Origin of the sequence: Microcoleus sp. CAWBG27 (assembly GCF_020883145.1) — a bacterium.
In the GTDB taxonomy this organism is placed as follows: Bacteria; Cyanobacteriota; Cyanobacteriia; order Cyanobacteriales; family Microcoleaceae; genus Microcoleus.
On record NZ_JAHREU010000019.1, the window covers coordinates 82,351 to 106,637 of the forward strand.

Consider the following 24,287-nt stretch of genomic DNA (forward strand, 5'->3'; position numbering starts at 1 on the left):
ACCTCGCTCACCACTTGCGTGCGCGCTGTTCATTATGGCGTAGATGCGGCCCCTAGTTTGTAAACATAAGATATTCATGACGATTGTAACTTCCAAAAAAACTTCTCCTGATTGGCCTGTCATAGGCTTTATGGCCTTTCTGCACACCGGCGCTTTATTTGCTTTGCTGCCCGGTAACTTTAGCTGGTCTGCGGTCGGTCTAGCAGTATTCCTGCACTGGGTAACAGGTGGTTTAGGAATAACCCTCGGATTTCACCGTCTCGTCACCCACCGCAGTTTTCAAACACCGAAATGGCTCGAATACTTCCTAGTGATTTGTGGCACCCTGTCCTGTGAAGGCGGCCCGATTGACTGGGTAGGAATGCACCGGTTACACCACATCCATTCCGACACGGAAACAGATCCCCACGATTCCAATCAAGGCTTCTGGTGGAGCCACATGGGCTGGATGCTGTCAGATCTGCCGATCCGAGTTGAAATCCCCCGCTTTACGAAAGACATCGGCGACGACCCAGTATACAAGTTTCTCCAAGCATATTTTATACCCCTCCAAATTGTCTTCGGTGTGTTGCTTTATTTATTAGGCGGCTGGTCTTTCGTGGTTTGGGGCGTATTCATGCGGATTGTAGTGGTGTTCCACTGCACTTGGCTGGTTAATAGCGCTACCCACAAATTCGGCTACCGCACCTACGAGTCCGGCGATGGTTCGACTAACTGCTGGTGGGTGGCTTTGCTCACCTACGGCGAAGGCTGGCACAACAACCACCACGCTTTCCAATACTCCGCTCGCCACGGTCTCCAATGGTGGGAAATCGATTTGACCTGGATGACAATTCAACTGCTGCAATCGCTGGGTTTGGCAACCAAAGTGAAGTTAGCAGAAAAATAGGGCGATCGGCAATTTAGTCATTGGTTGTCGGTCATCAGTTCTGGACTAATGGCTCGTGACCAATGCCTAATCCTGTTTTTGCGATCGCTAAAGGTTGGGTTGAACTGAGATTGAATCATCTTGTGCGATCGACCCAACCAAAACCATAATCAGTTATAATAGATTTGAGAACAAAAAATTTTGTTTAGCAGCCAAAGTTTTTATTTTCATTCATTAAACCGTAAATCTTTTTCAATCCTCATCCTAAATCTATAATTCATTCATTTTTGATTCGTTTGGGTAAGTGTGCAGCAAGAAAGTTCACTGCTCAATCCAAACTTTTATGCGTGAATCTAGCTCGGCATCTCATCAGAAACCAAAAATAGAATGACAATAGCAACGCAAGAAAAACTCCAATACAATTGGAAGCACGTTATTAGTTTAGCAGGACTTCACATCGGTGCTTTGTTCGCACTGCTTCCCAGCAACTTCAATTGGACAGCAGTTGGTTTAACAGTATTCATGCACTGGATAACAGGCGGTTTGGGAATAACTCTCGGATGGCATCGTATGCTCACCCACCGCAGTTTTCAGGCACCAAAATTCGTAGAATACTTTCTAGCATTTTGCGGAGCCCTTGCCTGTCAAGGAGGAATAATTGATTGGGTTGGACTGCACCGATTGCACCACACCCACTCTGACCAAAATGCGATCGACCCTCACAATGCCCAAAAGGGTTTTTGGTGGAGTCACCTCGGCTGGATGCTATATAAAGGCCCGGCTCACGCTGAAATTCCCCGCTGTACAAAAGACATTGCCAGCGATCCATTTTACCGATTTTTGCAAAACTACTTTCTCCCGATGCAAATCGTCTTTGGCGTGTTGCTTTACTTTGTAGCAGGCTGGTCATTTGTAGTTTGGGTAATCTTTGCCCGCTTAGTTTTGGTATATCACTGCACTTGGTTTGTGAACAGTGCAACTCACAAATTTGGCTACCGCACTTACGAAACCGAAGATAGTTCTACTAACTGTTGGTGGGTTGCAGTTTTGACTTACGGGGAAGGCTGGCACAACAACCACCACGCTTATCAATACTCTGCCCGTCACGGTATGAAATGGTGGGAAATTGACTTCACCTGGATGACAATTCAAGCCTTGGAAGCAGTAGGTTTGGCTAGTAAAGTGAAATTACCACCTTCCCGAGCGGAAGGTTAGTTAGTTATTGTAGGGTGTACGCAGATTAATAATTTTTCTCCTGACGCACCTTACGGTTAGTTAGCACCTCTTAGTAATGTCGTTGCTCCCGTTCAATCCGTGTTGCGAACCTTTAAAACTTCTAGGAAAACCGATTCTTAACGCGGATTAACTCAGATATTTTCTCAATGCTATCAGGTGCGTCGCTATGAGATTGTCTATAGATCCCATTTGAGATCTTTAGTCAATGGCTAGACTTTTAAGGAATCGAATTAACCTAAAAAAGAAGTGTGCTTTTGGATAGCTGAGGAATTTTCTTTTGCATAGCTGAGGAGTTCGTGAGTCCACGACTCAAATAACCCAAAGACTTCATCAACGAGCTCCAGACAGTGGGTCTGAATCGCACCATTGAGGCAAATTTCTGAAATATCAATGCGATCGCTTCCTACCAAATGACCTGACTCTAGGTTAAAGTGAAATGCCCCGCAGTATCGCAATTCGATGTTGCGCCGCAACTCAATGGCTTTTGCCAGATCCTGCACGGTACTGAAAAGGACATTTCCAGTTTCTTCAATCGCCTCAATTATGGCAAGCCGTTCTACAGCACTTGCTGTAGAAATGAGAGCAGCCAGGCGGTAAGTTAGAATTCGATTTTGGCGTGTTTCGTCGCTCCACAAAAAACGCATCAGGTTCGTTGGAGTGCACCGATTATCGAAACCGAGTTTGGCAAAATCTTCAAGGTACCAAAGCCAATGGTGGTCGTCTTCATAGGTATGAATGTTCACCCGCTGCTGGTACTCATCGCTTGTCGGCTCGGAGCGCAGCATATATTTGTTGATATCCCCAAAACTCAGAATAAAATGCGCCATACACGGGTAAAAAGACAGCCGCTGTTCTTCAGATAAACTTGCATCCCGCATATATTGGAATAGTGGCAAGTTGGCGTAAGCCTCTTTGTGTTCTAATATTTTTGCGAGTACAATCTTCACAAGAACTCCTGATTTTTATTAAAATCTTTCCGCATTTTTGTATTATGGCACTGGCACATTATATCCGATATGGGTATTATCTAGTTTTGTTCACTGCCTAACAGCCGCCTGCATTAACATTCAGTCAAATCCGTTTTAGTATAGCACCTAATTTGAGTTCTTTAGTCGGTGGCAATGCTATCAGGTGCGTTGCTGTGAGATTGTTGATATTGAGTTGAAATTTTCTGTGGCGACGAACCCTACGACTATGACTTATAGGGAAATCGCTCCTTAACGCGGATTAACGCAGATATTTTCTCAATGCTATCAGGTGCGTCGCTATGAGATTGTCGATATTAAGTTAGAAATTTTCTGTGGCGACGCACCCTACGACTAATGACTAATCTACTAAGAGAGAGGGCGGGCACGGGGGCACCGCCCCTACTGACGACTAATGAGCCTGTTTTTGGTCGCCCCTACCGCGCAAATATTCCGCTAAAAACGCCAATCCTCCCGAACCTACTATCAAGAGCACGCTCAGAGCATTAATATCAGGTTTTACACCAGTCCGAATCCGGCTAAAAATTTCCATCGGTAGAGTTGTAGTCCCGCTACCTGCGGTAAAACTCGCAATCAAAAAATCGTCCATGCTGAGCACAAAAGATAGCAGACAACCCGAAACAATTCCAGGTATTAATTGAGGTAGCAAAACCTGAATAAAAGCTTCAATAGGCGTTGCACCCAAATCCAAGGCAGCTTCTTCTAAATAAGGGTTTAAATCTGCCAATCTCGTAGAAACAGCTAGAGCAATGTAAGCCAGACAAAACACAACGTGGGCGGCAACAATTGTCCACAAACTCAGAGGAATAGCTAGCGCTGCTAAAAATACCAGAGTAGCAACCGCGCTCGCAATATCTGGAATAATAATCGGCAAGTAGGAAACTCCCTGATATAAACTTTTGCCGGGAAAGCGGTAGCGGGCTAAACCAACGGCCATTAAAGTGCCGAGTACCGCCGAGATGGCAACTGCACAAACAGCAACTGTTAAACTGTTTCTCAGGGCTATTAAAATCCGCGTATCGCTAAATAATTTAACGTACCAATCTAAAGTAAATCCTTCCCAGCCGGCGCTAAAACGGGATTTGTTAAAGCTGTAAAATGTGAGTACCAAAATTGGCAGGTACATATAAAAAAACATTGAAACGGTAAATATTGCCTGCCAAGAAATCTTAAATTTAGGTTTTAAGTACATATCGGGTTGTATTTCCTCCTGTGGATTGTCGGCGGTATTTTCCATATCTCGTTAATCGGTAATTGGGAATTGTTAATCGGGTAATTGGGAATTGCTAATTGGGAATTGGGAATTGGGAAAACTATAATTATTTTTACCTCTTCCCTCTTCCTTCTTCCTTCTTCCTTCTTCCTTCTTCTTAAACTGCATTACGATCGCCATATTTGAGTAAAAGTGCAATTCCGATACTCACTGCAAAGATTAATACCATACTCAGAGCCGAACCCAGCCCCCAATTTTGAGTCGCCCCCAAAAACTGATTGTAAATCAAACGAGCTGCCGTCATGCTAGAAGCTCCACCGAGCAACTCTGGATCGACAAAATCCCCCAAACAGCTAATAAATACTAGCAAAGAACCCGCCGCAATCCCCGGCATAGTCTGCGGTACTGTCACTTTCCAGAAAGTTTCTACCGGATTCGCGCCCAAATCCTGAGACGCTTCTAGCAATCTGCGATCGAGCTTTTCCAAGGAAGCGTAGAGAATGGTTACGATATAGGGCAAATAGCTGTAAGCCATGCCGATTAGAACGGCGGAACTTTGATTTAACAATTCTAGAGGAGGGATGCCCAAAAGTCCCAGGAGCGAGTTGAGAACGCCCGTAGGACGCAGAATTGTAATCCAAGCATACGATCGCAAAAGTGAAGAAGTCCACAGCGGCAACACAAAGCCCAACAATGTTAAATTCCGCCACTTGGGCGAGACATTGAGCGCGATCCAGTAAGCGACAGGAAATCCCAGCAGCAAGCACAGAATAGTCGTTCCCGTGGCAAAAAAGAGCGATCGACCCATCACCTGCAAGTTAAGCGGCTCAAACACTCGCAGGTAGTTGCCGATTCCCGAAGGATTTACCAAATCTCCCGGCTTAATATTTGGTACCAAGCTAAGTTGAAAAATCACCAGAGTTGGTATTACTAATAATAAAACCAGGAACAAGCCAGAAGGGCCGAGCAATGCTAGCGGGCCTGTCCACTTTGACCATGGGGGGACGCTTTCAGGCTTGACTGGAGCAGTGGGAGGAATCGGAGGGGGAGCTTTGGTAGAAACAGCCATAAATAATAGTTTGGATTTTTGAGCGGTAGGGGCGAATTCACCAAAATCTTTAATTTCAAAGCCCGAATTCGTATAAACCCGCCCCCACCCAACGGTAAATCTAAATGTACCAGATCGACTTATTGTCGGAAAAATTGATGCGGGCGATCGACTCTGGGGGCGAGAGTCAGAGATTGTTGGTCAAATTTGCTCCTACAGGTTAGGGTTAACCAGCGGTTAATTTAGTCCAATAGCGATCGTACACTTCCATAAATTTCCCTACAGGAGCCACACCTTCGCAATTTTTCAAAACAGCTTCCGAAGGGAAAAGAAGCTCGTTTTCGCGAACTTCCGGCGTCAGCAAACTATAAGCATCTTCCGAAGGAGTTGAAAAACTGAGCCTTTCTACTAGAGAAGCAGCGACATCCGCTTGCAACATAAAGTTAATCCACTTATAAGCTGCATCGGGATTGGGAGCACCTTTGGGAATTACTAAAGTATCAGTCCACAGAGAAGAACCGCTTTTGGGCACGACATACTTTAATTTGTCGTTATCTGAAATTACTTCATTGGCATCCGAAGAATAACACATGGCTATCTTCAAATCCCCCGTCAGCATTTGCGGCCGCCAAGCATCCGTGGTAAAAGATGCGATCGCAGGTTTGAGTTCCACCAGCTTTTCGTAAGCTTGTTTAACTTGCTCTTGGTTCGTAGAATTTAGAGAATAGCCCAGCATTCGCAACGCAGCGCCCATGACTTCTCGAACATCGCTCGCTAGCGTCATTCGCCTTGCTAACTCTTTTTTGTGCTGCCACAAATAGCTCCAATCTTCTGGAGCTTCTTTGAGTTGTTCGCTGTTGTAAATCAAGCCTGTGGTTCCCCAGCTCAAAGGAACGCTGTAGCGGTTTCCAGGGTCGTATACAGGGTTTTGAAACTGTTTTTTTAGTCGATCGAGTCCGCCCAAAATCGAGTGGTCTAATTGAGTCAACAGCCCCAGTTCCGTCATCTGAACCACCATGTAGTCAGACGGGTAAATGATGCTGTAGGCGCGGCCGCCACCAGCTTGAACTCTAGCCAGCATCTCTTCGTTGGAGCTAAACACGTCGGCGACTACGCGAATGCCGGTTTTTTCAGCAAAGCGATCGAGCAAAGCTTTATCGGTATAGCCTGCCCAAGTATAGATGAAAAGTTGGTCGGCAGCACCTTTGACAGGAGGAGCAGATTGTACGTCTGCAAGCCGCCAGCCGCAACTGGAAAGAGCTAACCCGGAAATTGTCGCCGCCGAATTTTTTAGGAACTGACGGCGTGTGGAATTAGCCGGGAAAATCCTGGAAATTGGTAGATTTGTCGGAGGCACAGATTCTAAGATTGGTAATTTGTTATCTGTTATTGGTTATCTGTTATTGGTTATCTGTTATTGGTTATCTGTTATTGGTTATCTGTTATTGGAACTAACAACTAACAACTAACAACTAACAACTAACAACTAACAACTAACAACTGACTAATTATTTTCGATCGCCCAACGCGAGACAATCAGTAGTTCCCCAGTAAGCATAAATCGGCGTGTGCGGGTCTGGGAAAGAGCCGCCCGTATTTGGTTGGCGCACCGTAATTTTATCGCCGGACGACAACTCAACCACGTAATGAACGTGGGTGCCCATGTACATAATGTTTTTGAGCCGCCCTTCAAAACAGTTGACCGACAATTCCGGCTGGTAGAGATTCAAATATACTTTTTCAGGCCGGACGCTAACCACCACAGAGTCACCGATGACGCCATTCCACATATCCGATTGCTGAACGATTATTTTCAGATTGGCTGATGTGCGAACTGTAATAGTCGATCGGTCGATCGCCTCCACCGTACCAGAAAACAAATTAGTATCCCCAATAAAATCCGCCACAAAAGCAGTCTGGGGACACTCATAAATTTCTTCAGGCGAACCAATTTGCTCAATCCTGCCCTCGTGCATCACCGCAATCCGGTTAGAAAGACTCATCGCCTCTTCTTGGTCGTGAGTCACCATCACAAAAGTCAAACCCAACTCTTGATGCAAATTCGACAATTCCAACTGCATCTGCTTCCGCAACTTCAAATCCAGAGCACCCAAGGGCTCGTCCAACAGCAGAACCGCCGGTCGATTTACCAGAGCTCTCGCCAAAGCCACCCGCTGCTGCTGGCCGCCCGACATTTGACCCGGAAACCTGTTGGCGAAAGATTCCATCTTCACCAATTGCAAAGCTTCCCGCACCCGTTCTTCTACTTCCGATTTCCCCAGCTTTTTAATCCGCAATCCAAAAGCAATATTGTCCCAGACATTCATGTGTCCGAACAGGGCATAGCTTTGAAACACAGTATTTACCGGACGGCGGTAAGCTGGAGTATTGGTCATCGACTGGCCGCGAATCATCAATTCGCCCGCCGAGGGAGTCTCGAACCCAGCGATTAAGCGCAGCGTGGTAGTCTTACCGCAGCCGGAGGGCCCGAGAATGCTAAAGAATTCTCCTTGACGAATGCTGAGGTCAACTCCGCGGACTGCGGTTTCGCCGTTAAATACCTTAAAGACCTTGCGGAGTTCAACGTCAAGCGCTGTATCCGTTGCTGTCGTACCTTGGTTGAGTGCTGTCTGAAACATATTCGCCCTTTCCTGGGAGTAATGCACGCCGCTTGAATACAGTTTAGATTTAGACTTTTCTGTATTTTAGGCGAGGAATGTTGGGAATTGAGAGGTTTTGGGATTTGTTCTTCAAATTCTATCTCAGCTTGCTCCGAGGCTATACCGAATGTCTTGTTTCTTACCAAATTCGATCGACCCAGCATCTATTGATTCTCAGGACTTGGCGTGGGAGAAGGTGTTTGCTGTTTATCAGGTTTGGGTGTTTCTGCTTTTTTCCACTCAGACAAAGGTCGCTGGACGGCATTTTTAAAGTCAAAAGGTACCAGCAGGACTGGCAAAGTTTGGGCGCTATTTTGAGGTGGCGCTTCCGCCGGGTTGGCTTGGGCGTACAAAAAGCGGCCGCTAAAGTCTGTTTTGCCTAACACTAGGCGGTGAGTTTCCTGGTTGTCCAGTTTGACTGTGACTGTGGCTTGCGGTTGGTCGAGGCCGAATTCTGGCAGTTGAGCGGCAGTAATATCTATTGTGCGATCGCTCTTTCCTGTTGCCAGCCTGTCCAGCAAAAAATCCACCGATGCCTGACTCGCGTGTGCTTGCACCGGCAATTTCATTTCCCAGCTAGACTTACCACCTTTCTTTGCATAAACTCGTTCAAAAGTCAAGATTTTTTCCGGAGTTTTGACTGTAAAGAATTGTACGCGATCGGACTTGAAAGTAAAAATTTTATGTTTTTCGTCCTTAGCCGCCTCCTGTTTCGGGGAAACTTGCGTCTCGTACAAAGAAACCAACCCCGTCATGGTCAGCGCAACGGCTATTAATATAAATGTATTTTTCTGCAATTTCTTGACACTCCTAGGCCTAAAGGCGTGGGATTCTTTAATCTACGAGCCAACTTGCTTAGACAGGATTTCTCCAGCCAAAGTAGAGGTCGATTCTCCCAAAGCGTTACTTGCGTGGTTCGCAAAGGTTCCGGTATGCCCTACCGTACCCAATCCTCGACTCAGGATATTTTTAGCTGCGTTAAAATCTCTATCCATTACACAACCGCACTTACAAACATGGGTTCTCGTGGATAGTGTCTTCTTGACAATTGCACCGCAACTAGAGCATTCTTGGCTAGTATACTGCGGATTTACCGCCACCGTTACTTTCTCAAATACTTTAGCAAAGTATTCAATCCAAATACGGAACTGATACCAAGATGCGTCATTAATAGACTTAGCCAGACAATGATTTTTTACCATATTTTTAATCCTCAAGTCTTCGTAAGCTATCAAGTCGTTAGACTGAACTACGCACCTTGCAAGTTTGATTGCATGGTCTCTGCGTTGCCTACTTATTTTGAGGTGGCGTTTCCCTAAAATCTGTCTAGCTTTTCCTCTATTTTTTGAACCCTTAACTTTTCTATAAACACGACGACTAGAACGTTTGAGAACTTTCTCACTTTTTCGGAGGAATTTAGGATTTTCAACCATTACACCGTTTGAATCGGTGTAATATTCCTTCAAACCAACGTCTAATCCGATGGTATTTCCAGAAGGCTCTGTGTTTTCCTTTCGATCGACATCGACACAGAATTGGACATACACGCCGTCTGCACGTTTTACCAATCTTACCCGTTTGATTTGGGTGATTTGATAGAAATGCAAATCCCGTGTTCCCTTTAATTTGAGTTTACCAATCCCTTTTTTGTCGGTGAATTTGATTGACTTCCTGTCATCCGCAAGTTTCCATCCAGTTGATTTATAGTCAACTGAGCGACAGTTTTTCTGAAATTTGGGATACCCTTTTTTCCCGACAAGACCTTTTTTACAGTTGTCATAGAATCGGGAGATAGCAGACCAGGCTCTTTCAGCACTAGCTTGTCTAGCTTGAGAGTTAAGTTCGTCGGCAAATGGGAAATTTTTAGCCAGCACGGCACAATATTTGTTTAAGTCGTACTTATCTATTTTTCTATTGTCCATCCAATAGCGCAAACAGCTATTGCGGACAAATTGTGCTGTACGAATCGCTTCATCTACTGCTGCAATCTGACTCTTATTTCCGTAAGCTTTGAACTCAAAAACTAGCATGGCTTGGCCTCCTACCTTATGCTAGATCTTTCAGCACAAAGTTAGCTGGCATTGTAACAAAGGTTTACAACTAAAGCCGTCCTAAAAGGACGGGGTTTTAAACCCCGATGTCCTGATAATAATCGGGAATTCGGTATGGTCAGTCATTGTAGGGTGCGTCAGGGTTGAATATTTTGCTCTGTTACTAATAATTCCCTGCTGACGCACCCTACGGGAATTAGGGATTAGGAATTGGGAATTGGGAATTGGTTGAAAAACAATAAAGAGGCAAATAAATCCCTTACATCCGTTAAATCCCGTACATTGCTCGTTGCCGAACTTGCTTCAAAATTATCTTCTCTTCCACCAAATAGCGCCACCAATACCCAGTCCGAGTAAAGGCCAAATCAGCCAAGCTAAAACCAACAATCCTATTTGGAGCTCATTCATGTTAATGCGGCGGTTCGTAGCTTTTTTCGGGCTGATAGAAAAGCTTTGCTGGTCTGGTTTACTCAACCAACTCACTGAATTGAGAAACACATCGCTATTGAGTTGTTGGTCAAACCAACCGTTAGTCACAAATTGGGATGTACCAATTACTATCATGCGCGATGTTTTTGTAGGAGTTGAAGGCACAGAAGGAGTTGTGGTTGGACTGGGAGATGCTGTGGGAGATGTTGTTGGTGTTGGCGTGGGCGAACTTTCAGGAGATGCTGTGGGAGATGTTGTTGGTGTTGGCGTGGGCGAACTTTCAGGAGATGCTGTGGGAGATGTTGTCGGTGTTGGGGAAGTCGTTGGTAATGCTGGAGGTGTAGCTTCTTGGGAGACAATCACCGAATAGCTAATTGGGGAAGCTACGGGTGAAGTTGTCGGTGATGGCGAAGTTGTTGGCGATGGCGAAGTTGTTGGCGATGGTGAAGTTGTTGGCGATGGTGAAGTTGTCGGTGATGGCGAAGTTGTTGGCGATGGTGAAGTTGTCGCCGATGGTGAAGGTTTCGGCGAAGTTGTTGGTGATGGCGAAGGTTTGGGCGATGGTGAAGTTGTCGGCGATGGCGAAGTTGTTGGTGATGGCGAAGGTTTCGGTGATGGTGAAGTTGTCGCCGATGGTGAAGTTGTCGGCGATGGCGAAGTTGTTGGTGATGGCGAAGTTGTTGGTGATGGTGAAGTTGTTGGTGATGGTGAAGTTGTTGGTGATGGTGAAGTTGTTGGTGATGGTGAAGTTGTCGGTGATGGTGAAGTTGTTGGCGATGGCGAAGTTGTCGCCGATGGTTGGGGTGAAGGCGTGACTGGTGTTGGTGAGGCTGAGGGGTTTAACGGAGTGATCTCAGAACCCGATCGCACCAAAGCCACACCTAATAATAACGGGCCTTGTCGATCGGTCTTCGGATCGAACTCCAATTTTTTAGTCGTCAAATCGCTTTCCGCCCAACTTTCCTGACTCGTCCAAATCAGGGGTTTTTCCTCTATCCCTACTACAGGCGAAGTTTCCAAAGCGCGTGCAAACGGATAAAATGAAATACCGCTACCGAAACTTTGAGTAATCGGATGTTCCCCGTAACGCCTGACTGTGGGAACCGTCGCGCCCAGGCCAAATTTTTGACCGGTACCCGAAGCATCGATGACCAAACGGCTGTCTAGTTTTACGCCCCATTCTTGCAAAAATTTGTCTAATCCCGTATTAATTGCCGGGTCTACCATTAAAAATAAACTGCCACCGCGATCGAGATAAGCTTTTAGTGCTTTAATTTCTACATCCGCAAAAGGTTTATCCTGTCCGGGAACAATTAAAGCATCTGCATCTTCGGGCACTTCTTTTCGTTCGCTCAAATTCAGGGTTTGAGAGTTATAGTATTTATCTTTTAGAGATTTTTCAGCTTGCTGAATTCCCCCTTGACCTTCTTTCAGCGGGCGAGCTCCTTTGCCTTGCAAAAAGTAAACTGTAGGAGTACGAGTGCTGAGAATTTCTTCTAAGCCATTGGTAAGTTTGATCTCCGAAAGACCTTGATTCGGGTCACTACCAAAAGCAGTACCACTTTTTTGCAGGACTTGTTTTTTGTCACCGGATTGCAAGTAAATTTCTCCGATGCTGCTAATGCTAAACTCCCGGATTTTTCCCGGTTGGGCCTGGGGGTCAACAAACTCGTATTGAAACTTTTCGCCTCCCTCGCGTTTGTAGCTTTGCAGCAATTCTTTAATTTGCGGATTTTGGATGGGGTCAAATACCCAAACCTTGACTGTTTGTTGCAGGTTTCGCAGGATTTGTTGAGTCTGGGGGGCGAGGGTAAATTGTTGGCTTTCGGTTAAGTCGATGCGGAGGGGATAGCGAAAGGCTATGAAGTTAATTACTCCCAGAATCACAAAGACGGCGAGGGTAGCAATCAGGGCGTTGGTACTCGCTTGAGTGGAACGTCGTCCCCAAAAGCCTTGTTCGTAAGTCAACGATAACAGCCAAAGTGCGATCGTCACTATTCCGGCAATAACTAAACCGACTGTCAGGGGTTCCCACGCTGCGGATACAAGTGCTGCTGTTAACCCCGCTGCGGTGAGGAGAGGGCCCAGCCAAAAAACGTATTTCCAATTTGTTTTGGTAATTTTCATAAGCTAAATATTGTTTGTGTGAGCAAATTCCGGTTCAAGAATTTTATTCTATATTGAGTTAGTCTGCTGCAACCAGGCTGTTAAATCTGAGAGACTGTTGAAATCCAGGACAGCATCTCCTAATTCTTCTAATTCCTGTAATCCTAATTGACGGATCGAGTTTTCTAGTTCCGGTTGGATTGTGCCTAAGCGTCGCACAAGTTGACGCAATATTAATGAGAGTTGAGCAGTTTTTGTCAGTTGTTCTCTTGCTACTTCTATCGCAATCTGCTGGTCTTGAATCCACTGTTCTTGGTTCTGCAACTCTTTTAATTCTTCTTGACTAAAATTGTCCTTGTTGGCAATTTTAAAAGCTTTCTGAATTTCGGGAACAGCACTCAGTGTTTCGGGGACTGTCTCCAGAATACTGGCATTTTGGAGAAAGTAAATCCATTGTTCAGATCCTGTTTCTAATTGTGCTAATTCTTTACTGAATTTTGGCAGCTCCACAAATACTAATTCTATTTCAGTATCTGGACAATCAAATTTTTGCTCTTTTTCTTTGAAAACAAACCTAGTCATAAATTCTGGCTGATTTTCAAACATTTCAAAGTCGGCAATTTTCAAGGAAGTTACTGTTTTTAGTCTTTCATAGCGTTCTTCTCCTGTTAATTGCCCGCTGTAGGCTTTGGCAGCATTGTACAACACTCTTTTCTCGAAGGAAGGCACGTTGAGCAGTTGAATTTCAATGAGGGCGATTCTGCCACCGTTAATTGTGGCTTTGACATCTAGGTGTGTGTCTGGGACTCCGAAAGTTTTATTTCCCGGTTGGGAGTCGATTATTTCTAAGTCTTTAATGACAGGCTGTGCTTCATAAAGGATGGCGTTTAAAAAATTAATGAGGATGTATTTGCTGTCGCTGGAACCGAAGATCTTTTTGAACGCAAAGTCGATTTTGGGATTGATAAATCTCATTGTTTGATTTACTTGGTAGAATCATTTACCCTGAAAATATAACCGAATGTTGAAGGAAGTTCGGCAACGGATTTTGTAACTGATGTAATGGATGGGCAAAAGGAATAAGTCAGTAGGCAGATTAATGCCCGATGTCCTGTTTGGCCGATGTCCTGTTTGCCCGATGCTTTTAGGCCCGATGCCCGTTGTTTTTAAGAACGCTGATATCGCAAAGCGTCGATCGACTGTGCTGTGAGAAATACTCCTAGAATGATGTAACTGGCAAAGATAATTATACTGCTAGTATCAAAAACTCCCTTGACAAGATTAGTGTAATGTGTTAGGAGTGAAAGCTGTCCTAATGCTGCTCCGAAGGGCCCGCCGATACCGACGGCGGCTGCATCGATTACCCACAGAAATAAGACTAGAGCGAAGGTGAGGATGGCGGATAAAATCGTGCTGTCTGTAAGGGATGAAATAAACATTCCGAGGGACAATATTCCGGCTGCTAGTAAGATTAGGCCGCCGTGTCCTAGCAGCACAACGCCGGAGGGTACGGGTGGGGTTGAGGAACTTAGGGCGATCGCCTCGCAGAAGAGCAGTGGCAGCAACATTGTGGTATAAAATGTTAAAACGCCGAGGAGTTTGCCGGTAGCAACGACCCAGTTGGTTAAGGGCGATGTGGCTAAAAGTTCTAAGGTGCCGCGCTTGCGTTCTTCTGCGTAAAGTCCCATGGAGAGTGCTGGTAATACGAACAGCGAAAGGGAACCCATAATTCGCAGAAAAAGTTGCAGGAATTCATAGGCTATGTCGATCGCAGGTTCGGTAATTCCCATTCTATCTCGCTGGGTGATTTGGGGAATTAGGCCGTCCGGGGCGAGGAGAATGGCGATTAAAAAGTAGCCGGTGATCAGCCAAAAGACTGCTGCGATAGCATAGGCAAATGGTGATGCAAAATAGCTTTGCAGTTCTTTGCGGTAAATGGCGATGATATTACTAATCATTACTAACATTTAGGAATTGGGAATGGGTAATTGGGTATTGGTAATTGCTTCATTCTGAGTCGCCTCCCGGCAGTGTTTCGCTGTCGTTGCTCTCTTGTTGCTTTCTTTCTATTTTTCGCTTTCTGTTAACAGGTGGTTGTTCTCCTTGAGAATCGCTACTCGGTTGTGGCCTTTTTTTAACTTGCCGATTTTTGACAACAGGTTCGGATTTTGGTTGAGGAAGCTCGCTCGACTCTACGATTTGGGCAACAGGTTCGGATTTAGCTTCGCTCGACTCTACGATTTTGGCAATAGGTTCTGCAACAGGTTCGGATTTTGGTTGAGGAAGCTCGCTCGACTCTGCGATTTGGGCAACAGATTCGGCAACAGGTTCGCTCGACTCTGCAATTTGGAGCACAGGTTCTGCAACAGGTTCGCTCAACTCTACGATTTGGAGCACAGGTTCTGCAACAGGTTCGCTCAACTCTACGATTTGGATCACAGGTTCTGCAACAGGTTCTGCCTTAGCTTCGCTCAACTCTACGATTTGGAGCACAGGTTCTGCAACAGGTTCTGCCTTAGCTTCGCTCAACTCTGCAATTTGGAGCACAGGTTCTGCAACAGGTTCGCTCGACTCTGCGATTTGGATCACAGGTTCTGCAACAGGTTCTGATTTTGGTTGAGAAAGCTCGCTCGACTCTGCGATTTGGCCAACAGGTTCGGATTTTGGTTCAATCGACTCTACGATTTGGGCAACAGGTTCCGGTTGAGAAAGCTCGCTCAACTCTACGATTTGGGCAACAGGTTCCGGTTGAGAAAGCTCGCTCAACTCTACGATTTCTGCCACAGGTTCGGATTTTGGTTCAATCGACTCTACGATTTGGGCAACAGGTTCCGGTTGAGAAAGCTCCCTCGACTCTACGATTTGGGCAACAGGTTCCGGTTGAGAAAGCTCCCTCGACTCTACGATTTGGGCAACAGGTTCGGATTTTGGTTCAATCGACTCTACGATTTGGGCAACAGGTTCCGGTTGAGAAAGCTCGCTCAACTCTACGATTTGGGCAACAGGTTCCGGTTGAGAAAGCTCCCTCAACTCTACGATTTCTGCAACAGGTTCCGGTTGAGAAAGCTCCCTCGACTCTTGTCTTTCGACAATTTGCAGAAATTCTGCAACTGATTGCATTTCTGGTTCTATATCATTGATTGTCTCTGATGTTTCTGCTTCTGGTTCTGATGCTGAGTGAGAATCATCAAGCGACTCTACTGTTTCTATAACTGGTTCTGATCCTGAATAAGAATGCTCGATCGACTCTGGGATTTGGGCCACTGCCAGATTGTCTAAAATCGGTTCTGGTTGAGAATGTGCGATCGACTCTACTGTTTCTACAACTGGTTCTGATCCTGAATAAGAATGCTCGATCGACTCTGGGATTTGGGCCACTTCCAGATTGTCTAAAATCGGTTCTGGTTGAGAATGTGCGATCGACTCCACAGTTTCTACAACTGGTTCTGATACTGATTCAGCATCATAGAGCGACTCTTGCCTATCTGACTCTAGTGTTTCTAAAACTGGTTCGTCGGATACTGGATCAGCATCATAGAGAGATTCTTGCCTATCTGAAACTGGTTCGTCGGATACTGGATGAGTATCATGGAGAGATTCTTGCCTATCTGAAGCTAGATTTTCCAGAATGGGTGCTGATTCCGATTGATGAGAGTCGGCGATCGAGTCTGGAATTTCTGTCGCTGCTTCCAGATTGCGATCGACCTCCGGTTCGCTGTGAACCAGGCTTTCTTCCGGTTTCTTTTGGGCCGCTGTCAGCCGTAAAAACACATCTTCCAAAGTAGCGCGATTGCGGCGCATTTCGCAGAGTCCGAATCCTGAGGCGATAATAGCTGCGGCGATTTCTCGTCCTGGTTCCACCTCCGATTCGCATTCTGCCCGCAGGCGGTAGCGACTGGCTAAAAATTGCTGGCTGGGAATCAATTCGATCGATCGAACTCCCGGCACGTTTTCCAAAGAAGGCAACAGCAGACTGTTGAGCAAATCCGCCTCACCTTCTACTTCGACTTCGTAACCTTCCCCGGCGGCCAACTCTCCCATCAAACGTTCGGGAGTACCAGCGGCGACGATTTGACCGCGATTGATGATGGTGACGCGGCTGCAAGTCATGCTGACTTCGGGCAGAATGTGGGTAGAAAGGATAATAGTGTGTTCGCCTGCAAGACTTTTGATTAAGTTGCGGACTTCGATGATTTGTCGGGGGTCGAGGCCGACGGTTGGTTCGTCCAGGATAATGACGGGGGGATCGTGGACGATCGCCTGTGCAATACCAACTCGTTGCCGAAATCCTTTAGAAAGTTTGCGGATTAAAACTTTGCGTTTATCAACCAGGCCGCAGCGTTCGATCGCGGATGTGACACGTCGGGCGCGATCGCCTGCAGGTACTTGCTTGATCCGCGCCACAAAAAATAGAAACCCTTCCACGCTCATTTCTGGATAAAGCGGCGGGTTTTCTGGCAGATAGCCGATCCGCTGTCTGACAGCCATCGAATTTTCGTGAACGTCGAGCCCAGCGATCCGGGCGGTACCGCTGGATGCCGGCAAATATCCCGACAAAATCCGCATGGTTGTGGTTTTGCCGGCGCCGTTGGGCCCCAAAAACCCAAGTATTTCTCCTGCTTCGACCGAAAAAGACACGTCCGCGATCGCTGGGGTCGAACCGTAAGTTTTGCTTAAGTGTTCTACTTCAATCATTTGTCAAAGTCATGTCGATTTTAGGTTTGAGATTTGAGATTTGAGATTGACTCTGCCAACCACAGGCGGGACGCCTGTTCCACAACCACAGGTGGGTTAGAGCCGATTTCTCACATTAGCCTGCCAGAAACCCAATCTATCACAACTGATGATTGTACTTGGAAGCGGGACACTTGTTTTAGGTCGATCGTCTGGCTCCGGTTATAGTTGAGCTTGTCATTGCTGGTTGGAAAATTCTCACTGAAAAACAGGCAAGATGCTTGTTCCACAAAGAAAAAAGTGAATTTTGTTGTGGTCATTCTGCCCGTTTTGGATCGTATGGCGGGCGATCGCGTTACAAGAGAACCGCAAAATCTGTCAAAGTACCGTCTTACGAACGATCGAAGCCAAGCATAATTTCACTTTAAAAAACCCATGCTACGAACAGTTAGTAAGCGATGCCTTCTTCTGCCCCGTCTTCTTCCACAGACTTCTTTCCAATCCCCAGCCTGCTAAACCCGACTTTTTCCAACTCAAGGGGGCTACAAAAGTGCCGACTTTTCTATACTGAAAAACTTGGGCTTCCCTGACATCATATGAATAGGTTAAGTTAATCAAGTGACAAACGGAGTTAATCAATGCGTTTTGGATTTTTAAGTTTTGGTTTGCTGGTTCTCTCAGGAGCGATAATTGCCGTAGATGTCGCACCTTCTTTAGCAGCAGCAAGCGCCCAAACAAACAGAGAGTTGTCACAATCGCAGGCACAAGAGCGATCGCAGCAGCTAATTGCCTCCTGTCGCTGCACTCCCTCAAGCTGTAGTTGTAGTAGCCGTCCTACTCGTCGTAGATAGGATAATTAGCAGCTATCGAGTGACTCCTGTTCTTAAATAGTTGAGGATTGGGCATAAAAGAATAGTCTTTTTTAAGTCCAATTCTCTGTTTGTATAACTTAATTGGTAGATCGATTCACCAACAAACTTGCTTGCTGCTACTAAGCTCTGTTAATGAGAAATACTCCAAATCCTAACAAAACTATCTGGGCCGCCACTGGCAAGAGTCTGCCCATCGGGGCTAAAAGCAACAGAATAAACCCAGTTTGAATGTCCCGTGAGAGTTTGCAATAATTCGCCAGTATCCAGATTCCAAAGTCTAATGGAGCTATCATAACTGCCGCTTGCCAGAGTTTTCCCATCCGGGCTGATAGCAAGACACCAAACCGAGCTCAGATGTCCAGTAAGAGTGCGCTGCAATTCCCCTGTTTTCGGATTCCACAGTTTAATACTATTTTCAGCAGTACCGCTAACTTCGTTCCTGCCACTACTGCTAATAAGGGTTTGACCGTCAGGACTAAAAGCGACAGACAAAACTTGCGCTGAATGTCCTTTAAGAGTGCGAATTAATTTCCTACTATTCAGACTCCACAACTTAACAGTCAGATCGTCACTACCGCTAGCAAGGGTTTTGCCATCAGGATTAAAAGCGACCGAAGTAACGTGGTTAGTGTGTCCGTAAAAAGTATAAAGCAGCTCTCCTGTATTAACACGCCACAGTTTGATTGTTTTGTCATGGCTGGCACTAGCGATAGTCAAACCATCAGGGCTAAAAGCAATCGATCTAACATCGCTAGAATGACCTTTGAGGGTGCCCAAAAGCATCCCAGTATCTAGATTCCACAACTTAATAGTTGTGTCCTTCTCACTTTTCCCATCCTCCTCCAGTTGCGGCCCGGTAGCCAGCAATTTTCCATCCGGACTGATTGCAACCGACCAAAGCTTTGATGAAGCTCTAGATAGTTTTTTAATGACTTTCCCTGTACGCCAATTGTAAAGTTCGATCGGTTCATCGTAACTACCTCTGACAAGCGTCTGTCCGTCAGGGCTAAAAGCAACTGAGGTGACTGCATCAAATACTTCCGAACCTCCTTTCAAGGTGTTGACTAGAGAAAGATTTTTTAAAGGTGCAGGAGATTGACCTTGTAAAGGAACAAATTTAGGTAAAATTAATACAGTAACGCAAGCAAATGCTGTTATTCCAATTCCGACTAATGCTTTCTTAGTTCTAGCTAATGACTTCAGCCACTTTCTTTCAGTATTCAGCGCGCTAATTCCCCGTAACTCAGTCTGAGGCACTGCCGACAACCCTTCTCCACCAAGGCATTCAATCTTAGCTATAGCCTGTAAAATTGCTTCGGGATTTTTCGGTCTATTCTTGGGATAGAAAGCCATCAGCTCATCAATTAAATCTGCCAGCAATTCCGAAATTTGTGGTGCTTTATCTCGCCAAATCACCTCTTCATATAGCTCGTCTTCAAGGTCAGATGGATTTTTTCCTGTTAAAAGAAACACGAAAGTGCGTCCCAAGGCGTAGAAATCGGATTGAGGCAGCGCTTTGCCTTTTATTTGCTCCAACGGGGCGTAGCCTGGTGTATATATCTTTGTCACTTCCCCCTCATTTTCGTTAGCAATTTTTGGAAGGTAAGTGTTTGTGACTATCCGCACTGCTCCAAAGTCTATTAACACCAGTTGACCATCAGGTTTTAATATAATATTTGCGGGCTTAATATCTCGGTGAAAATAATGCTGCTGATGCAAGTAAGCCAGAATATTTACCAGTTGCTTTAACCAGTTAATTGCTTGTTGTTGGGTGATGGGTTGATAATCTCTCTGCTTTAGCCACTGCTGCAAATTATGACCGTAAATTTTCTCCATCACTAGACAGTAAAGCGTGTTTTCTCCTTCTCGATCTAGAAAATATCCGTCTGGTTCTACTTTAGGAATTCCTGGATGCTCTAGTCGTATTAAGACACTAGCCTCTCGCTCAAACAAGGATACTGATATTTGTTTTTGCTGCAAGTTTGAGCAATTATCAAAATGCAGAACTTTGAGAATTTTTGGCGTCCCTCGCTCATCAACAATATCAAAGATTTTGCCAAATGCTCCGCGAGGATCCAAATCTAACTCTTGCACAATACGATAGCGATTTTGAAGTATCAATCCAGGCTGAAGCATGGCAAATAAAATATGCTTTCTTTCAACTCTTCGGATATTTTTCGATCGCCAAAAGCGTAGGATTGTGGTTTCAGGGCGATCGAGAACGAGGGCAACGCTAACAAAGCACACTATAGGCTTTCGGGAAAATCAAGGATTTCAGACTACGACCTAAAAATTGTTATTTGTTACATACAATAATGATTAATAACATATTTCCTAATTACAGGCTGTAGCCTAAACGAGTCTTGACCGATTTCGGTTTCGATCAGCGATCGCCAACTCAATGACTCCAAAATATTCATTAATGTTGAGCTAGATATATCCGACGAAATCTCCGCTCGCAATTGATTAAAGTCAACAGACTTGTTAAGGATAGCTAATTGACACATTATTTTTATTTCTAAATCAGTTACACGTTCAAACATCTGGGATAGAACTACCTCTATTTGACCTCCTATAAAGACCGTACCTGTTTTAAGAAAATCAGAAGTTTTACCAGCAAATAAAGTGATAATTGTTGCTGAAATCATCCATAGTGCTAAAGGATTTCCTTCGTACCTTTCAATAAAATTATTCCATTCTTTTTCTTTTACTAACCCTCGTTCGAGAAGAATTTGCTGTGCGGCTTCATTTTTCAAGCCACTAACTTTATGAGAGCGAACAAGGTGAGTTCGATTTTCTAATAATGAAATTTCCAGAGATTTTTCTGAACTTGTCAACACCAAGCAGCTTTTATGACTCAATTCACCTACTTTTTTGAAAAATCTACCGTAATCCTGATATCCGTCTCGATATTTACCAGCCAACAAACCTGTTTCCATAATTGTCTCGACTCCATCAATTATTACCAAACATCGGTGCGCGTTGAAACACTCGATCGCTCGCGAGATGGCATCAGATGGTGTTTCTGGTAAATTTGTTTCCTCTTGACTACAGATAAATCGGATGATGTCTTTAAGGACGGTATGTATGGGTGGAGCGCGATCGAGACTTCGCCAGATAATGAAATCAAAATCATTTTGAATTTCTTGTGCCAGTTTGACAGACAGACACGTTTTGCCAATTCCCCCCATGCCCAACAGTGCCACCAGCCGGCAGCCGTCTGTTACAATCCACTGCTTCAGTGCGGTCAATTCTTCTGTACGTCCGTAGAAAACAGAGGCATCGGGGGCTTCCCCCCAATCTTGTCGAGAACGGGCGATCGCGGATTCTGGCAATTTTTCGGGCAGTTGGAGAGTTGGTGGGGAGCGATCGTCTTCTGCAAGTATATTCTTAAAGCTTTTTTTCCTAACCTCTTTCCCCAGTGCAGATGACAGCAGTTGCCAGAATTCGGAACCTAACTCCTTAGCATAACTCAGGTTGCAGTTACATTCACTGGCAATTTGCTCGTAAGTCTTATCTTCTAATACCTTACGAAATATGTTTTTTTGCAGATCGGTTGGGGATCTCCCCGTCCGAACACGAAAAGACGCCTCTGCAAGTTCTAACGCAGTGTCAACGTTCATATTTGGGAGTTATGCAAAAATCATAATTCAGTATAACCCATTTTCCGATCGCCCTACTTTTTCCAACTCTTGCCGACGAACTCAGCCAAAACCGACTTTTCTTGACAAAATTGAGCTGTAAAACAACCCACTTTACCAGACTGAAAAATTATTGGTTTTGAAACAACATAGTAAATGTCAAGTCAATCGATGAAAACAGGAGTAACGATTGTGCCTTTACCGACAACCGACCAACAGTGGGATTTAGAAAGTGGAGATGGCTGGCTATTTGATGATAATTACAGTAGGGGGGGTAAGCTTACTGGTCTTATTAAAGAAGCCTCACCAGAAGTAAAACAAATCTCTAGGGAATTGTCTCAAAAACTGGTTGGATTCTCCGCCCCAATGAGTGCTGGTTATGCCTACGAATACAGCGGTGCTAATGGCAATCCCTACAATGGTAATAATGTCTCCCACGCTGGGATTGATTATGCAGTTGGTGCAAACGTAAATGTCTCAGCGATAGTTCCGGGAAAAATCATTAATGTTGTATCTTATGGTGCAACTGGGCAATTTGTGACTGTAGAAGGTAATGATGGAAAGCGCTGGATCTATGGTCACATCCAAACCAGCAAGAGAGCTGGAGATTCTGTGAATATTGGAGATCCGATCGGTACAGTGAAAAACCAAAGTGGGAACACTCATCTCCACATAGAGGTTCAAACTTCACCTTTTGATTCCAGTATTATTGGTGGAATTCCCTATCAAACAAAAGGAAGTCGGAATTTTGTTCTAACCAATACAATGAGTCCACTTCAAGCCTACTCGGAGTGGAAAAATGGTGGCGGTGTTCCTGTAAACACAAAAAGGGGCACAGAAGGAAACGATCGCATTAGTGGAGGAGCCGGCAACGATACTTTAATCGGTTTGGGTGGCAATGATACCCTGTACGGCGAAGCTGGCAATGATTCCCTCATTGGCGGCAATGGAAATGATTACCTTGACGGCTATGCCAGTTATGTCAGTCGCGAATTTGACACTTTAACCGGTGGAGCTGGTGCAGATACTTTTGTACTTGGCAATGCACGACAAGGAGTTTTATATCAAGGCGACGGTAATGCAATTATTACAGATTATTCAAGTCGAGATGACTACATCCAACTCAAAGGAAGCGCTAGCGACTATCAGTTAATCCGTCAGGGTTCTGATACCGTAATTTCCTTGAAAAACGGAGATAGGATTGGTATTGTTCAGGGGATAACAGACTTGAGCTTAACTGCCCGACCGGGAAGAGTTGATTTCAAATTTGTCTGATGTTGAGTTTCTTGATTTCTTCTCACCATTAATATCGAAGGTAAAAGAGCGATCCCAAGATTTCATACAAGCGATCGCTTTATTTCAATCATCTTAAATCCCAATACGGTTTACTTAAAATGGTCATTGCGAGGAACGAAGCAATCTCCGTATCTATTTTTCATGGCGGTTTACCCCCAGGACGGTCTTAAGTAAACGGTATTGTCTTAAATCCTTGGCAACTTAGCCCTGATTTTTGACAACCTTAAATAGAGGTTCGTTTACTAGGAGGACTGTGATGGAGCGCATAAGTAAATTGACAGCAGCACTAGAACAATATTCCGATCGCACTCCCCAAGATGAACAACTGTGTCAACTCATTTTAACTATTTGCTCGCAACCTCGCGATAGTTTGCAGCGTCGAAAATCAATGGAGCGATTGTTGCTGAAAGTGCAACGCTTGCCAAAATTGTCAAAAAGTTCTCATCCCTATTATTTAGAAGCGGTCAATAAAACTTGGGAATGGTTAGACAATAACCTTCACAATTTTCATCCCCGCACTTCTCCGATTCGAGACAGTTTCGTGACTTGGATTAACGGTAATCTTCGGTATCGAATTCGAGATTTATACGCTGCAAAACCCCAAGATATGATTTCCCTAGATGTTATAGAATGCAGCCAATTTTACCACCCCTGTTTGGGCAGTATTGACGCTTATATCCAACAGCTTGAAGCTGAGGAAAACCAAATTTTAGCACGAAATATCGCGCAATACATTAATCGAGATCCAGAAGCTAAACTGCGAAAATGTTATCCTAAAAATCGTCCCGACTGCAACTGTCAAATTATTGCTAAAAAATTGTTTTTGCACCAGTCGCCAGAAAAACTAAGCGAGATCGCGCGACAGTTGAATATCAATACCCAAACCATTCACTCTTTTTGGAGGAGGAAGGGATTCCCAAGAGTGCGATCGCTCGCCAGAGAAATTGCTCAAATAAACTCTGATATTATGTCCGGATGATTGGTTTTTGTCTGTGATAGTGACCATCAGTCTCTCTATTTCCGAATGCGATCGCACTGTCCCTTAACACTACAAAAAAACAAAGCACCAATCTGGGTTAGAGAAAGGAGGTTTGTTTTATTGAGAATAAAATCCCAGGCATCGAGCTATTTTCTCAGGCAGTGACCCGCCAAATATCTTCGCCACCGCAGCGTTTAACAACCGAGTTCGGGATGGAATCGGAGTGGT

Annotated in this window: 17 protein-coding genes and 1 pseudogene; 4 read left to right on the forward strand and 14 right to left on the reverse strand. The window is 44.9% G+C overall.

The genetic code is table 11. The annotated features are described in order from the left end of the window. The first annotated feature begins 76 nt into the window (after nt 1-76). Both QZ938_RS13545 and QZ938_RS13550 read left to right on the forward strand, forming a co-directional pair. Entirely contained in the window at nt 77-889 is an 813-nt protein-coding gene (locus QZ938_RS13545) for an acyl-CoA desaturase (protein WP_293157155.1), read from the forward strand. A 366-nt stretch (nt 890-1,255) separates the two neighbouring features. Then, nucleotides 1,256-2,083 (forward strand): fatty acid desaturase, encoded by an 828-nt coding sequence (locus QZ938_RS13550; RefSeq protein WP_293157157.1) that lies wholly within the window; start codon nt 1,256-1,258, stop codon nt 2,081-2,083. A gap of 251 nt (nt 2,084-2,334) precedes the next feature. On the opposite strand, the gene QZ938_RS13555 is transcribed toward QZ938_RS13550, so the two are convergent. From QZ938_RS13555 to QZ938_RS13620, 14 genes and pseudogenes are all read right to left on the reverse strand, one after another. Then, on the reverse strand, nt 2,335-3,051 hold the full coding sequence (locus QZ938_RS13555) for a hypothetical protein (protein ID WP_293351919.1): 717 nt from the start codon (nt 3,049-3,051) through the stop codon (nt 2,335-2,337). A gap of 430 nt (nt 3,052-3,481) precedes the next feature. Further along, entirely contained in the window at nt 3,482-4,327 is an 846-nt protein-coding gene (locus QZ938_RS13560) for an ABC transporter permease (RefSeq protein WP_293351921.1), read from the reverse strand. Nucleotides 4,328-4,460: 133 nt separating this feature from the next. Continuing rightward, nucleotides 4,461-5,372, reverse strand: coding sequence for an ABC transporter permease (locus QZ938_RS13565; RefSeq protein WP_293252960.1), 912 nt, complete (start codon nt 5,370-5,372; stop codon nt 4,461-4,463). 205 nt (nt 5,373-5,577) lie between these two features. Next, nucleotides 5,578-6,708: a spermidine/putrescine ABC transporter substrate-binding protein gene (locus tag QZ938_RS13570; protein ID WP_293351923.1), complete on the reverse strand. Its 1,131-nt coding sequence runs from the start codon at nt 6,706-6,708 to the stop codon at nt 5,578-5,580. 151 nt (nt 6,709-6,859) lie between these two features. Further along, nucleotides 6,860-7,990 (reverse strand): ABC transporter ATP-binding protein, encoded by a 1,131-nt coding sequence (locus QZ938_RS13575; RefSeq protein WP_293157171.1) that lies wholly within the window; start codon nt 7,988-7,990, stop codon nt 6,860-6,862. 185 nt (nt 7,991-8,175) lie between these two features. Continuing rightward, nucleotides 8,176-8,808 (reverse strand): DUF4340 domain-containing protein, encoded by a 633-nt coding sequence (locus QZ938_RS13580; protein ID WP_293351925.1) that lies wholly within the window; start codon nt 8,806-8,808, stop codon nt 8,176-8,178. Nucleotides 8,809-8,850: 42 nt separating this feature from the next. Next, entirely contained in the window at nt 8,851-10,041 is a 1,191-nt protein-coding gene (locus tag QZ938_RS13585) for a transposase (RefSeq protein ID WP_293351927.1), read from the reverse strand. A gap of 330 nt (nt 10,042-10,371) precedes the next feature. Further along, complete coding sequence (locus QZ938_RS13590) at nt 10,372-12,618, reverse strand: Gldg family protein (protein ID WP_293351929.1); 2,247 nt, start codon at nt 12,616-12,618, stop codon at nt 10,372-10,374. Nucleotides 12,619-12,666: 48 nt separating this feature from the next. Next, the gene (locus tag QZ938_RS13595) at nt 12,667-13,572 is read right to left on the reverse strand and encodes an Rpn family recombination-promoting nuclease/putative transposase (RefSeq protein ID WP_293157183.1); all 906 of its coding nucleotides are present in this window, start codon (nt 13,570-13,572) and stop codon (nt 12,667-12,669) included. A gap of 191 nt (nt 13,573-13,763) precedes the next feature. Beyond that, nucleotides 13,764-14,564 carry an ABC transporter permease gene (locus QZ938_RS13600; protein WP_293157186.1) on the reverse strand — a complete coding sequence of 267 codons (801 nt, stop codon included), beginning with the start codon at nt 14,562-14,564 and terminating at the stop codon, nt 13,764-13,766. Between the two features lie 1,783 nt (nt 14,565-16,347). Beyond that, nucleotides 16,348-17,292, reverse strand: a pseudogene (locus tag QZ938_RS13605) (ABC transporter ATP-binding protein); the annotation flags it as partial. A 417-nt stretch (nt 17,293-17,709) separates the two neighbouring features. Further along, nucleotides 17,710-18,084 (reverse strand): hypothetical protein, encoded by a 375-nt coding sequence (locus QZ938_RS13610; RefSeq protein WP_293157189.1) that lies wholly within the window; start codon nt 18,082-18,084, stop codon nt 17,710-17,712. A gap of 188 nt (nt 18,085-18,272) precedes the next feature. After that, nucleotides 18,273-20,390 (reverse strand): serine/threonine-protein kinase, encoded by a 2,118-nt coding sequence (locus tag QZ938_RS13615; protein ID WP_293351933.1) that lies wholly within the window; start codon nt 20,388-20,390, stop codon nt 18,273-18,275. A gap of 56 nt (nt 20,391-20,446) precedes the next feature. Then, nucleotides 20,447-21,766: an NB-ARC domain-containing protein gene (locus QZ938_RS13620; RefSeq protein ID WP_293351935.1), complete on the reverse strand. Its 1,320-nt coding sequence runs from the start codon at nt 21,764-21,766 to the stop codon at nt 20,447-20,449. Nucleotides 21,767-21,955: 189 nt separating this feature from the next. On the opposite strand from QZ938_RS13620, the gene QZ938_RS13625 reads away from it, so the two are divergent. Beyond that, nucleotides 21,956-23,059, forward strand: a complete 1,104-nt coding sequence (locus tag QZ938_RS13625; RefSeq protein WP_293363681.1) for a peptidoglycan DD-metalloendopeptidase family protein — start codon at nt 21,956-21,958, stop codon at nt 23,057-23,059. A gap of 277 nt (nt 23,060-23,336) precedes the next feature. Beyond that, nucleotides 23,337-24,059 carry a hypothetical protein gene (locus QZ938_RS13630; protein ID WP_293351939.1) on the forward strand — a complete coding sequence of 241 codons (723 nt, stop codon included), beginning with the start codon at nt 23,337-23,339 and terminating at the stop codon, nt 24,057-24,059. Nucleotides 24,060-24,287: the final 228 nt, after the last annotated feature.